This is a genomic window from Curtobacterium herbarum (genome assembly GCF_016907335.1).
GTDB lineage: Bacteria > Actinomycetota > Actinomycetes > Actinomycetales > Microbacteriaceae > Curtobacterium > Curtobacterium herbarum.
Genome location: NZ_JAFBBT010000001.1, coordinates 3,276,552 through 3,289,794, shown reverse-complemented (window position 1 = coordinate 3,289,794; position 13,243 = coordinate 3,276,552). Strand labels below are relative to the sequence as shown.

12 protein-coding genes are annotated in these 13,243 nt (G+C 71.2%); 11 read left to right on the top strand and 1 reads right to left on the bottom strand.

Features of this window, described 5'->3' with window-relative positions:
• The first annotated feature begins 31 nt into the window (after positions 1-31).
• From JOD51_RS15660 to JOD51_RS15630, 7 genes are all read left to right on the top strand, one after another.
• On the top strand, positions 32-1,828 hold the full coding sequence (locus JOD51_RS15660) for a peptide ABC transporter substrate-binding protein (RefSeq protein WP_204610148.1): 1,797 nt from the start codon (positions 32-34) through the stop codon (positions 1,826-1,828).
• 93 nt (positions 1,829-1,921) lie between these two features.
• Positions 1,922-2,881, top strand: a complete 960-nt coding sequence (locus tag JOD51_RS15655) for an ABC transporter permease (protein WP_204610146.1) — start codon at positions 1,922-1,924, stop codon at positions 2,879-2,881.
• Positions 2,878-3,774 (top strand): ABC transporter permease, encoded by an 897-nt coding sequence (locus tag JOD51_RS15650; protein ID WP_204610144.1) that lies wholly within the window; start codon positions 2,878-2,880, stop codon positions 3,772-3,774. The genes JOD51_RS15655 and JOD51_RS15650 overlap by 4 nt, the downstream gene beginning before the upstream one ends.
• Positions 3,771-5,471: a dipeptide ABC transporter ATP-binding protein gene (locus JOD51_RS15645; RefSeq protein ID WP_204610136.1), complete on the top strand. Its 1,701-nt coding sequence runs from the start codon at positions 3,771-3,773 to the stop codon at positions 5,469-5,471. The genes JOD51_RS15650 and JOD51_RS15645 overlap by 4 nt, the downstream gene beginning before the upstream one ends.
• The gene (locus JOD51_RS15640) at positions 5,468-6,412 is read left to right on the top strand and encodes an ROK family protein (protein ID WP_204610134.1); all 945 of its coding nucleotides are present in this window, start codon (positions 5,468-5,470) and stop codon (positions 6,410-6,412) included. The genes JOD51_RS15645 and JOD51_RS15640 overlap by 4 nt, the downstream gene beginning before the upstream one ends.
• A gap of 56 nt (positions 6,413-6,468) precedes the next feature.
• Entirely contained in the window at positions 6,469-7,203 is a 735-nt protein-coding gene (locus JOD51_RS15635) for a phosphatase PAP2 family protein (RefSeq protein WP_204610132.1), read from the top strand.
• Positions 7,204-7,258: 55 nt separating this feature from the next.
• On the top strand, positions 7,259-7,717 hold the full coding sequence (locus JOD51_RS15630) for a MarR family winged helix-turn-helix transcriptional regulator (protein WP_204610129.1): 459 nt from the start codon (positions 7,259-7,261) through the stop codon (positions 7,715-7,717).
• Here the strand turns inward: JOD51_RS15630 and JOD51_RS15625 are convergent.
• Entirely contained in the window at positions 7,695-8,153 is a 459-nt protein-coding gene (locus JOD51_RS15625) for a hypothetical protein (protein ID WP_204610128.1), read from the bottom strand. The genes JOD51_RS15630 and JOD51_RS15625 overlap by 23 nt on opposite strands.
• 55 nt (positions 8,154-8,208) lie before the next feature.
• Between JOD51_RS15625 and mgrA the strand changes: the two genes are divergently transcribed.
• From mgrA to JOD51_RS15605, 4 genes are all read left to right on the top strand, one after another.
• A complete protein-coding gene (gene mgrA / locus JOD51_RS15620) occupies positions 8,209-9,252 on the top strand; it encodes an L-glyceraldehyde 3-phosphate reductase (protein WP_204610127.1) in 1,044 nt (347 codons plus the stop codon).
• Between the two features lie 121 nt (positions 9,253-9,373).
• Positions 9,374-10,552 (top strand): Fic family protein, encoded by a 1,179-nt coding sequence (locus tag JOD51_RS15615; RefSeq protein ID WP_204610125.1) that lies wholly within the window; start codon positions 9,374-9,376, stop codon positions 10,550-10,552.
• A 178-nt stretch (positions 10,553-10,730) separates the two neighbouring features.
• Complete coding sequence (locus tag JOD51_RS15610; protein ID WP_204610123.1) at positions 10,731-11,954, top strand: MFS transporter; 1,224 nt, start codon at positions 10,731-10,733, stop codon at positions 11,952-11,954.
• Positions 11,955-12,038: 84 nt separating this feature from the next.
• The gene (locus tag JOD51_RS15605; protein ID WP_204610121.1) at positions 12,039-13,229 is read left to right on the top strand and encodes an ATP-binding protein; all 1,191 of its coding nucleotides are present in this window, start codon (positions 12,039-12,041) and stop codon (positions 13,227-13,229) included.
• The last annotated feature ends 14 nt before the right edge of the window (positions 13,230-13,243 follow it).

Below are 13,243 nucleotides of genomic sequence, written 5' to 3'. Positions count from 1 at the left end.
ACGGTGGCGTCCTCGCACAAGGAGACACCGCATGACCAAGCCCCGTCGCTGGGCCCTCCTCACCGGAGCCGCGCTCGCGGTGAGCGCACTGCTCGCCGGGTGTTCCGGGGGCGGTTCCGCCACCACCAGCGCGAAGTCCGACGAGATCAACTACGCGCTGCCGGCGAACTTCACGCCGAACTGGATCCTGCCGATCGGGACCGCCGCGCACCTCAACACGAACAACGGCTCGATCGCGCAGTCGCTGTACGAGCGCCTGATCGCCTACGACGGGTCCACCGGCAAGATCGGGTGGGACAAGGCCGGCTCCGTCGCCACCGCCGCCGACTTCGCGCCCGACAGCAAGAGCGTCACGATCACCCTGGGCGACCGGCACTGGTCCGACGGCAAGCCGATCACCAGCCGCGACGTCGAGTTCTGGTTCAACCTGATCAAGGCGAACGAGAAGGACTGGGGCTCGTACTCCGAGGGCAAGGCGCCGGACAACTGGACGTCCTTCAAGACCGTCGACGACACGCACTTCACGATCACGTTCGACAAGGCGTACAACAAGGACTGGATGCTCGCCAACCAGCTGAGCTACATCATCCCGCTGCCGCAGCACGCCTGGGACAAGACCAGTGCCTCCGGGTCCGTGACCGACGCCGACCGCACCACGACCGGTGCGAAGCAGGTCTGGAAGTTCCTCAACACCGCCGCGGGCAAGATCGCCGACTACGACTCGGACGCCCTGTGGAAGACGATCTCCGGCCCCTACGGCCTGTCGTCGTTCACGACCGCCGGCAAGGTCCAGCTGACCGCGAACCCGAAGTACGACGGCGGTGAGAAGGCGTCGATCAAGACGGTCAACCTGCTGCCCTTCACCACCGCGGACGCCGAGACGAACGCACTGCGCTCCGGGGCGGTCGACTACGGCTACATCAACGCCACCGACCTCGACCAGAAGGACTCCTTCACGTCGAAGGGCTACGAGGTCGACCCGTGGACCGGCTGGGCGATCACGTACATGCCGTACAACTTCAACAACCCGGACATGGGCGCCGTGTTCAAGCAGCTGTACGCCCGCCAGGCCGTGCAGATGTCGATCGACCAGAAGAGCCTGTCGAAGGTCGTCTTCAACGGCACCGCCACCTCCACCTACGGGCCGATCCCGCAGGCGCAGGAGTCCGACTACGTCTCCGACGTGCAGAAGGACAACCCGTACCCGTTCAGCACGAAGAAGGCCGCGGCACTGCTGACGAGCCACGGCTGGACCAAGCAGGGCGGCACGATGGTCTGCACCGACCCGGGCACGTCGTCCAGCCAGTGCGGCGAGGGCGTGGCCGCGGGCACGAAGTTCACCATGTCGGTGCTCTCGCAGTCCGGCTCGACCGTCACCGACAACATGATGAGCGCCATCCAGTCGTCGCTCGAGAAGACCGGCATCGGCTTCACGATCAAGACGGCCCCGGTGTCGAGCGTCCTGTCGCAGACCCCGACCTGCACGTCGGACGAGTCGAGCTGCAAGTGGGACCTGTCGTTCTTCGGCACCGCGGGCAGCTGGTACTTCCCGGCCTACCCGACCGGTGAGGCGCTGTTCTCCACCGGCGGTTCGGCGAACTTCGGCAGCTACTCGAACAAGCAGGTCGACGCGCTCATCGACGCGACGACCACCTCCACCGACGCCAGCGCCGTGCAGGACTACAGCGCCGCCGTCGCGAAGGACCTGCCCGTGATCTGGCTGCCCAGCCCGGACTACCAGATCTCCGTCAAGAAGAGCGGCCTGACCGGCTTCGACCAGGACTCGCTCGCGAACTTCCACCCCGCCCAGTGGAAGTGGAGCAAGTAGCAACGTGACCACGGACGGGAGGCGCGGCGTGCGTCCGACGCGCACCGCGCCTCCCGTCCTCCCCACGTCCCGGACCCGACCATCGGAAGCCGCATGACCACTGCCCTCTACCTCACCCGCCGCCTCCTGCAGGCGCTCGCGGTGATCCTCATCGTCACGATCGTCGTGTTCTGCCTGCTGCACGCGCTGCCCGGCGGACCCGCCCGCGGCGTGCTCGGCGTCTCCGCGACCCCCGCCCAGATCGCCGCGTTCAACCAGGCGCAGGGCCTCGACCAGGCGCTGCCCGTGCAGTACCTCCGGTTCCTCGGACGGCTGCTCACCGGCGACCTCGGCACCTCGTACACGCTCAACGAACCGGTCTCGCAGCTCATCCAGGAGCGCATCCCGAAGACCCTCGTCCTCACCGGACTCTCCGCCGTGCTCGGCATCGTCATCGCGATCCCGGTCGGCATGTGGCAGGCCGCCCGACGCAACGGCGCGATCGACTACGCCGCCACCGCCCTGGCGTTCGTCTTCTACTCGACGCCCGCGTTCTTCCTCGGCCTGGTGCTCATCATCGTCTTCAGCCAGCAGCTGCCGTGGCTGCCCTCCCAGGCGCCGAGCGGCACCACCCTCGCCGAGGTGTTCCAGCAGCCCGCCGGACTCGTCCTGCCGGTGCTCACCGGCGCGCTCGCGATGATCGCCGTCTTCAGCCGGTACATGCGCGCGGCGACGCTGGAGAACCTCCAGGAGGACTACGTCCGCACCGCCCGCGCCGGTGGCTCGTCGACGGCGACGATCCTCCGCCGGCACGTGTTCCGGAACTCGCTGACGCCCGTCGTCGCGATGCTCGGCTACTACCTGCCGGTGCTGTTCGGCGGCGCGCTCGTCACCGAGCAGCTGTTCAACTACCCCGGCATGGGACTGCTGTTCTGGAACGCGGCGCAGACGTCGGACTACCCGACACTCCTCGGCTGCGTGCTCGTCATCTCCGTCGCCACCGTGATCGGCACGCTCCTCGCCGACGTGGCACAGTCCCTGATCGACCCGCGAGTGAAGGCAGGCCGCGCATGACCACCGTCCGACTCGCCCCCGAGGCCCCCGGCGCACCGGTCACGGTCGCCGCCACCGGCTTCCGGCTGGCCGCCCGGCGCTTCCGGCACAACACCCTCGCCGTCATCGGCCTGGTCGTGCTCGTCGTCATCGTGCTGTTCTGCTTCGTCGGCCCGTTCCTGTACCCGACCGACCAGACCCACACCATGCTCCAGCAGGCGAACCAGAGCCCTGGCGGCGCCCACCTGCTCGGCACCGACGCCGTCGGCCACGACGTCCTCGGCCGCCTGATGTACGGCGGCAAGGTGTCGCTCATGGTCGGCATCGCCGCCGGCATCCTGGCCACCGTCGTCGGCACGCTGTGGGGTGCGGTCGCCGGGTACGTCGGTGGCTGGGTCGACGCGGTCATGATGCGCATCGTCGACGCCGGCATCGCGATCCCGGCGCTGTTCATCCTGCTCGTCATCTCGGCGATCACCACGCCCGGCGTCTGGGGGCTCATCGTGATCCTCGGGTTCGTGTCGTGGCTCGTGCCCTCCCGGCTCATCCGCGCCGAGACCCTGACGCTGAAGAACCGCGACTTCGTGCTCACCCTCCGCGCCATCGGCGGCTCGCACGCCCGCGCCATCGGGCGGCACCTGCTGCCGAACTCGGTGTCGACCATCGTCGTCGCCGCCACGTTCCAGGTGGCCGACGCGATCCTGCTCGTCGCCTACGTCTCCTACCTGGGCCTCGGCGTGCAGCCGCCGGCCACGGACTGGGGCGGCATGCTCTCGGCGGGACTCACCGCCGCCTACTCCGGTCGCTGGTGGCTCATCGTGCCGCCGGGACTCGCCGTGATCCTCGTCGTCTGCGCGCTCAACGCCGTCGGCGACGGACTCCGGGACGCATTCGACGTGAAGGGCCGCGGATGACCGCCACCGAACCGATCCTCGCCGTCGACGACCTCGGCGTGCACTTCAGCACCGAGTCCGGCGACGTGCACGCCGTCCAGGGCGTCTCCCTGACGGTCGCCCCGGGTGAGACCCTCGCCCTCGTCGGGGAGTCCGGCTCGGGCAAGTCCACCGTCGCCCTCGCCGCGATGGGGCTGCTCAGCGGCAACGCCACCGTCACCGGCAGCGCCGTCGTCGACGGACACCAGGTCGTCGGTGCGTCCGAGCCGTCGCTCCGAGCCCTGCGCGGCCGGACCGTCTCGATGGTGTTCCAGGAGCCCGCCACCGCCCTCGACCCGCTCACCCGGGTCGGCAAGCAGATCGCCGAGGTCATCCGGAACCACCGCCCGGTGTCCGCCGCGACCGCAGCGGCCGAGGCCGTCGAACTCCTCCGCCGCGTCGGCATCCCGTCCCCGGAGGACCGCGCCAGGGCGTTCCCGTTCCAGCTCTCCGGCGGGCAGCGACAGCGTGTCGTCATCGCGATGGCGATCGCCAACGAGCCGGCGCTGCTCATCGCGGACGAGCCGACCACGGCGCTCGACGTCACGGTGCAGGCCGAGATCCTCGAGCTGCTCCGCGCGCTCGCCGCCGACACCGGCACCGGCGTGCTGCTCGTCACGCACAACATGGGCGTCGTCGCGGACTTCGCCGACCGCGTCGCCGTGATGCTGCAGGGCTCGATCGTCGAGACCGGCGGGGTCGAGGACGTCCTGCTCCGGCCGCAGCACGAGTACACCGAGCGGCTGCTGGCCGCCGTGCCGCGCCTCCAGACCGCCGCGTCGTCGGCCGAGCGGCCCGTGGTCGCGGACCGGCCGGCGTCCGCCGACGAACCGGACGGGAGGCCCGCCCCGGCCCCGGCGGTCGACCTGCGTCACGTGTCGGTCACCTTCGGCCGCGGCGCCCGCGCGGTGCACGCCCTCCGCGGCATCGACGTCGCCGTGCACGCCGGGGAGACCGTCGGCCTGGTCGGCGAGTCCGGCTCCGGCAAGTCCACCGCCGCCCGCGTCGCGCTCGGCCTGGTCCGCCCCACCGCCGGCAGCGTCCGGCTGTTCGGCTCCGATCTCCGCCGCACCCGGGGACGCGACCGACTGGCGCTGCGCTCCGGCATCGGCGTCGTGCTGCAGGACCCGGTGGCCTCGCTCGACCCGCGGATGTCCGTGGGCGAGTGCATCGCCGAACCGCTCGCCATCCACCGTCGTCGGACCTCGGCCGCCGACCGTCGCCGCCGGGTGGACGAGGTCCTGGACGCCGTCCGGCTGCCGCGCGCCCTGGCCACCCGCGCCCCGCGCGAGCTCTCCGGCGGACAGCGGCAGCGGGTCAGCCTCGCCCGGGCGCTCGTGCTCGACCCGCGGCTGCTCGTCGCCGACGAACCGACCAGTGCCCTCGACGTCAGCGTGCAGGAGGCCGTCCTCGAGGTCCTCACCGACCTGCAGGCCGACCTGGGCTTCGCGTGCCTGTTCGTCTCGCACGACCTCGCCGTCGTGCAGCAGTTCGCCGAACGGGTCGTCGTGATGCGTGCCGGAGCGATCGAGGAGCAGGGGCCGACCGGCGAGACGCTGCTGCACCCGACGACCGACTACACCCGACGTCTGCTCGCCGCGGTCCCCGTGCCGGACCCGGTGGTGCAACGGCAGCGCCGGACCGCCCGCCTGGCCTCACTGGCCGCGGTGGCCCCGTGAGTGCGGAGGTCGTCGCAGGCATCGACGTCGGCGGGACGAACACGAAGGTGCTCCTCGCCACCACCGACCTCGAGGTCCTCGACCGCATCGACCTGCCGACACCAGCGCACGACGGCGGCGACGCGATCCTGGACGCGGCCGAGGCGACGGTGCGGTCCCTGCTCGACCGGCACCGGGCCTCCCTGGCGGGTGTCGGGGTGGGCGCGGCCGGCGTCGTCGACCCGACCACGGGCACGGTGCTCGTCACCGCGAACTCGTTCACCGGCTGGGCCGGGTACGGGGTCACCGACGCCGTGACCGCACGGCTCGGGGTGCCGGCGACGCTCGACAACGACGTGAACGCGTTCCTCCTCGGCGAGGTCGCGGCCGGCGCCGTCGCGGGGGAGCCCGACGTGCTCGGGATGACCCTCGGCACCGGCGTCGGCGGCGCGCTCGTCCTCGGCGGCACCCTGTTCGGCGGACCGCACGGCGCCGCCGGCGAGATCGGCCACGTCCCCGGGTTCGGCGACACCCGCTGCACCTGCGGCCAGCGCGGACACCTCGAGACCGTCGCCGGCGCCCGCGGGATGGCGGACCGGTACGCCGCGAGCACCGGCCGACGACTCGGCACCCACCAGGTCGCGGAGGCCGCACGCGCCGGGGACCCGGACGCGCAGGCCGTGTTCGCGACCGCCGGGCGGGGCGTCGCCCGCGCCGTCCTGCTCACCGCGGGGATCCTGGACGTGACGACGGTCGTCATCGGCGGCGGGGTCGCCCGCTCGTGGGACCTGCTCGCGCCGGCCGTCGTCGCGGTGCTTGCGGACGAGCCCCCGGTCAGCGGAGCGACGATCCGGGTCGAGCAGTCGGCGCTCGGGGCGGACGCCGTCGCGCTCGGGGCGGCGGCACAGGTGCGGCGGCTCGTCGTCGGCCCGGCCGTCGAGGCCGGGCTGAGCGCTCTCTGATCTGCCGGGCGGAACTCCCGGCACGGCAGCAGTGCGTGGGCTGGGAGGATGAGCGGATGACCGACGCGCCCGCACCGACGCCTGCCCGCCAGGAGCCGTCTGCCCGCAGGGAGCACGCGCCGACCGGCATCCTCGTCCGCACGCCGTACCCGCTCGCGACGATCGCGATCGCCCTCGGCACCGTGATCGTCATCACGATCGTCGGCTTCGTGCTCGGCGACGTCGACTTCGGTCTCGCACATGCGCTGAACACCCTGCACACCGGTCCGCTCGGGGCCGTCACCACGGCGGTCTACCACGTGATCAGTCCGGCTCCGGCGATCGGCATCACGATCGTCGTCACCGGCGTGCTCTGGGCGGTGCAGCGGGACGTCCGGCCCGCGGCCGCGTTCGCCGGCACCGTGGCGATCACCTGGGTGCCCTCCGACCTCGTCAAGGAGCTCGTCCACCGCCCCCGGCCGGACACGTCGCTGCTGCCGTACCCGTTCGCCACGCAGCCCGACCCCTCGTACCCGAGCGGTCACACCGTGTTCATCCTGGCCATCGTCATCGCGCTGACCTGGGTGCTCCGCGACACCCGGTGGCACACCCTCGCGGTGACGCTCGGCACGGTCGTCGTCGTGGTGGTCGTGCTCTCGCTCACCATCGACGCCGTGCACTACCCGACGGACGTCGTCGCGTCCGTGGTGTGGGCGCTCGCCGTCGCGCCGGCAGCGCGGCTCGTCTGGGTGGACTGGGCGATGCCGCGCATCCCGCTCCTGCGCGGACCCTCCCGGACCGCCCGGCACTGACCGCTCGGCCGTCGTTCCCGGGAACGGTACCACCAGCGCCGGTTACGGTTCAGGGATGACCACCGTGACCTCCGACGACGTGCTCGCCCGGTTGGCGGACGTCGTCCTCAGCGTCGCACGGGAGCTCGACCCGACCGGTCCGCGTGCCCTCGACGTCGTGCCGCTCACGGGCACCGAGGTCATGGTGATGCGGTGGGTCGACACGAACCCGGGGACCACGCCGAGCGCCACGGCGGAGGCGACCGCGCTGCGGCGGAGCAACCTCAGCGTCGCCCTCGGGTCGCTCGTCGCGAAGGGCATGGTCGAGCGTCGTGCGCACCCGGACGACGCGCGGACGGCGCAGCTGTTCCCGACGGCCCGCGCGGCCGAGAGCGTCGCCCTGCTGCGGTCGCGGTGGGCGGCGACCCTCCGGAGCGCGCTCGACGGGCAGGGGATCGACACCGCCGCCGTGACGTCCGCCGTCGGCCTGCTCGAGCGGATCGAGGACGGACTCAGGCCGTCGCGCGCCGGATGAGCCCGGCGACCGTCTGCTCGTCGGCGTCCGAGAACTCCGGCGTCACCGCGAACGCGGTCGGCCAGAACGACCCGTCGTCGAGCGTCGCCGGGTCCTGGAACCCCAGCGTCGAGTAGCGGGCCCCGAACTTCCCGGCGTCCTGGAAGAAGAACACGACCGCCCCGTCCTTCGCGTACGCGGGCATGCCGTACCAGAGCTTCGGCGCCAGGTCCGGCGCTGCCGCCAGCGCGACCCGGTGGATGCGTTCCGCCAGACCCCGCTCGGGTTCGCGCATCGCGGCGATCTTCTCGACCACGGCCTGGGCGTCGAGCGCGGCCTTCTCGGCCTTCGTCGTCCCGCGCTTCCGGCTCGCCTTCACCTCGGTCGCGTGTTCGCGCATCGCGGCGCGTTCCTCATCGGTGAAGGTGCTGCCGGACGTCTCGTCGTGCGCTGCCATGGTCGACTCCTTCGTCGGGTGTGGCCCACGGTAACCCCGTGGCAGGCTCGGGTCCATGACCTACATCGCGGCCGACGACCGCTACGACTCGATGACCTACCGGCGGACCGGGCACTCGGGCCTCGACCTGCCGCTGCTCTCCCTCGGCTACTGGCACAACTTCGGCGACGACGTGCCGTTCGAGACCCAGCGTGCGGTGAGCCGCCGGGCGTTCGACCTCGGCATCACCCACCACGACCTGGCGAACAACTACGGCCCGCCCTACGGTGCCGCGGAGCAGAACTTCGGCCGGCTCATGCGTGAGGACTTCGCCCCCTACCGCGACGAGATGGTCGTGTCGACGAAGGCGGGCTGGGACATGTGGCCCGGCCCCTACGGACAGGGCGGCGGCTCGCGCAAGTACGTCCTCGCCTCGCTCGACCAGTCGCTGCGCCGCACCGGGCTGGACTACGTCGACGTCTTCTACTCGCACCGCCTCGACGCCTCCACCCCGCTCGAGGAGACGATGGGTGCACTGCACACCGCCGTCCAGCAGGGCAAGGCGCTCTACGTCGGCATCTCGTCCTACGACGCCGAGCGCACCCGCCAGGCCGCCGCGATCCTCCGCGACCTCGGCACGCCGCTCCTCATCCACCAGCCGTCGTACTCGATGCTGAACCGCTGGATCGAGACCGAGGGGCTGCTCGACGCAGCCGGCGAGCTCGGGTTCGGCGTGATCGGGTTCACCGCGCTCGCGCAGGGGCTGCTCACCGGCAAGTACCTGGACGGCGTGCCCGAGGGCTCCCGCGCCGCGGCCGGGAAGTCGCTCGACCCGTCCTCCATCACGCCCGAGGTCGTCGAGCACCTCCGTGCGCTCAACGCCGTCGCCGAGTCCCGCGGGCAGACGATGGCGCAGCTCGCCCTGGCGTGGGCCCTGCGGGACGAGCGCGTCACATCTCTGGTGATCGGCGCCTCCCGGGTGGAGCAGCTGGAGGACAACGTCGCCGCGCTCGCGAACACGTCGTTCTCGGACGACGAACTCCGCACCATCGACGAGCACAGCGTCGGCATCACCGACGTCGACCTCTGGGCGGGGGCCCGCTCCGGCGAGGTCTCCTGACCAGACCAGTCTCTGGAGCGCCCGCAGGTGTGACCAGCGGGTCGCGAGTTCGACACTTGGTAAGCTAAGTGTCGAACTCGCGGCCCGCGAGCTGACAGGTGACCGACGAGCGGAGCACGACATGGCATGGCCCGCGATCGACTCCGAGGAACTGTGGTTCGAGTCCCGGTACGCCGGCTTCGGTGTCGCCGTCAGCCGGAGGGCCACCGTCGGGCACACCTACCGCGCCGCCGTCCCCCCGTTCATCGCGGACCTCGACCCGACGGTGTCCTCCGCGACCGCCGCAGTGGTCGACGAGGCAACAGAGGCGCTGGTCCGCTTCGATGCCGGGCTCGGCGGCGAGATCGCTGCCTTCGCGCCGCTGCTGATGCGTTCTGAAGCGGCCGCCTCGTCGCAGATCGAGCACCTGACCGCCAGTGCGCGCGCGGTCTTCACCGCCGAGCTCGGGGACACCTCCCGGCAGAACGCCGCCCAGATCGTCGCGAACACCCGGGCGATGCAAGCTGCACTGGACCTGGCCGACGAGCTGACGACGGAGACCGTCCTGTCGATGCACGCCGCGTTGCTCGACGGCGACCCGAACCACGACGCCGGCGCCTGGCGAGACGAGCCGGTCTGGATCGGCCGGTCCGCCGACTCTCCCGACGGTGCCGACTTCGTCGCGCCCCGAGCCGAACGCGTGCCGGGGCTCATCGACGACGTCATGCGCTTCGCGCGTCGGACGGACCTGCCACGGCTCGTCCAGATCGCCGTCGTGCACGCCCAGTTCGAGACGGTCCACCCGTTCACGGACGGCAACGGCAGGACCGGACGGGCACTCATGCAGGCGATGTTCCGAGGGACCGGCGTGACGCGGAACGTGACCATCCCCGTGTCCGCCGGGCTGCTCACCGACACCGCGGGCTACCACGCTGCGCTCGACGCCTACCGCGCTGGCGACGTCGAGGCGATCGTCACAGCCACGGCCGAAGCGTGCTTCCGTGCCGTGCAGAACGCGTCCGTCCTGGTCGACGACGTGCACGCCGTGCAGGAGCGCTGGCGGGCCACGGTCCGGTCCCGCAGTGACTCCGCCGTCTGGCGCGTCCTCGAGGTCATCGCCCGACAGCCCGTCGTCACCGCCGGCACGCTCGCCGTCGCCCTCGGGCCGGCCGTGAACGTCTACCGCGCCCTCGACACCCTGGTGGCAGCGGGAGTGCTGCGGGCGAAGTCCGAGTACTCGCTCCGGTCACGCGTGTACCGGAGCGACGAGGTCCTCGCGGCCCTCGACGCGTTCGCTGCCCGAGCTGGTCGTCGCGGCTGACTCCCTCCTGACGGGAGGCCCGGCGCCGGTCCCTGGATGCGCCGTGCGTCCGGCAGGTACCCTGGACACGCAAACCAGCAACAACCGTGTATCTACCGGACGCCGGCACCCCGGCGGACAGCGGCGGCACCCGATGGGTCCGCTCGATCAGGGCGGGCCGAGAAGGCACACCCCCACCATGCTCCAACCGCGTTCCTCCAGCGCGTCCCTGATCGCCCTCGCCGGGCGGTCCTACTTCCCCATCGCCTTCGTGGCGCGACTGCCGTTCGCGATGATGGTCGTCGGCGTGCTGACGCTCGTCGTCGCCGCACGTGACTCGGTCGCCCTCGGTGGCATCAACTCCGCCTCGGTCGGCATCGGCTCCGCGCTGTTCGGGCCGCTCGTCGGTGCCGCCGCCGACAAGTACGGGCAGCGCGCCGTGCTCGTGCCCGTCGGCCTGGCCAACGCCGTGCTGCTCGGTGCGCTGCCGTTCGTCGTGCAGAGCAGCGCTCCCGACCTGGCCGTCCTGGCGATGTCGTTCCTCATCGGGGCGAGTGCCCCGCAGGTCGCGCCGATGTCCCGCACCCGCCTCGTCGCCATCATCCGGAACCGGATGGAACCGAAGCGGCACGAGCGGGTGCTCAGCGGCACGATGGCGTACGAGTCCGCCGCCGACGAGACCGTCTTCATCGTCGGACCGTTCCTGGTCGGCGTCCTGGCGAGCGCCATCGCGCCGTGGGTCGCCGTCGCCGGTGCCTCGGTCCTGACGTTCGTCTTCGTCACCGCGTTCGCCCTGCACCCGACCGGCCGGCTCACCCTCGGGCACGCGTCCGATCCGCGTCCGGCGCCGGCCCGGCAGCTCCTGCGGCCCCGACTCGTGGTGGTCGTCGTCGGCATCCTCGGCATCGGGTTCTTCTTCGGCTCGACGCTGACGGCACTGACCGCGTTCATGGCGGACCACGGCGGGTCCTCGCGGGCCGGGCTCCTCTACGGACTGATGGGCATCGGCTCGGCCGGGCTCGCGCTCGGTTCGGCGGCGTTCCCCCGGGCCTTCCGGCTCGGCTGGCGGTGGCTGCTCTTCGGCGTCGTGCTGCTCGGGTCGGCGATCGTCTTCGCCAGCGCGAGCTCCGTGCTGGCGGTGGGGATCGTCCTCGCCGTGATGGGCATCGGCATCGGTCCGACCCTCGTCACCCAGTACAGCCTGGGGTCCGACCGCTCGCCGGTGGGCCGCTCGGCGACGACGATGACGATCCTCGGCTCGGCGGTCATCGTCGGGCAGTCGATCGCCAGTGCGGTCGTCGGCGAGGTCGCCGAGCGTGCCGGCACCCCGGCCGCGATGGCGTTCCCGGCGTTCTCGGCCGCCGTCGTCGTGCTGGCGGGTGCGGCCAACCTGGTGCTGTCCCGCCGCGACGCGCTGCGCTGAGTGGGGGCGCGCCCGTCCAGCTCAGGCCGCCGGGGGTTTATAGCGTTTTCGCTATACGCTCCGATACTTCGGTAGAATCCGACGATGGACCCGCTCATCAACCCCTATCGACCCGGTGCGGGGATCCGCCCACCGGAACTCGTGGGCAGACAGGCCGAGATCGATCTCGTCGACTTGATGGTCGCACACAGCCACCGTCGTCGGAACGACGGTGGGCTGATCCTCTACGGACTCCGGGGTGTCGGGAAGACCGTGCTGCTGTCGAGGTTGCAGCACATCGTCGAACGAGCGGGATGGGTGACGGTGCAACTCGAAGCACGGCCAGGCGAGCCCGGGAAGGTCATCGCTCGCCACTCCCTCGCCCGCGGCATCGCGATGGCTGGTCGGAAGATGGCCCGCTTCAAGCACGCCACAGCAGAGGTGCGCGAAGCACTGGCGAGCATCACTTCGTTCTCCGCGACGATCGGCGGCACAGGAGTGACGCTCGGCGTGGACGCCTCGCTCCATCGAGCGAACTCTGGACTCATCGAGGTCGACCTCGAAGAACTCATCGCGGACCTCGTCGTGCCATTGCAGAAGAACCAGAGCGCGTTCGCGATCTTCATCGACGAGATGCAGGACCTCGACCAGGACCTGCTGACGGCCCTCCTCGCAGTGCAGCATCGCGCCGGTCAACAGGATTGGCCCTTCTACATCATCGGTGCAGGCCTCTCGACGCTCCGGCGGACCCTCGCCGAGGCCCGGTCGTACGCCGAACGGTTCACGATCCGGGAGGTCGGCGCGCTTCCTGCGGCAGCCGCTGCAGCCGCGCTGACCAAGCCGGCGGAGGACCTCGGCGCTCGCTTCACGAGCGGAGCGCTCGATGAGCTCCTCGGCGCCGCCAACGGGTACCCGTTCTTCCTGCAGACGTACGGGAAGGCCGTCTGGGAGCTCGCTCCCGATCGTGTCATCGACGCGATGTCCGCCATGGCAGGGATCGAGGAGGGCAACGCCGATCTCGACCAGGGGTTCTTCCCAGCACGATGGGACCGGACGACTCCTTTGGAACGGCGGTACCTCAACGCCATCGTGGCGGTCAGCGGCAACACCGCGAGTACCGCATCGATCGCTGCAGCGCTCGAGAAGCCTGCCTCCTCGCTGAGCCCGGTGCGTCAGTCCCTGATCGACAAGGGCATCATCTTCTCGGAGCGCCGCGGGTACGTCAGTTTCACGGTGCCGAACATGGATGCGTTCATCAGACGCCAGAACGACGTCGACGACGCCGACGAGGACTGAGACGACCGTCCCGC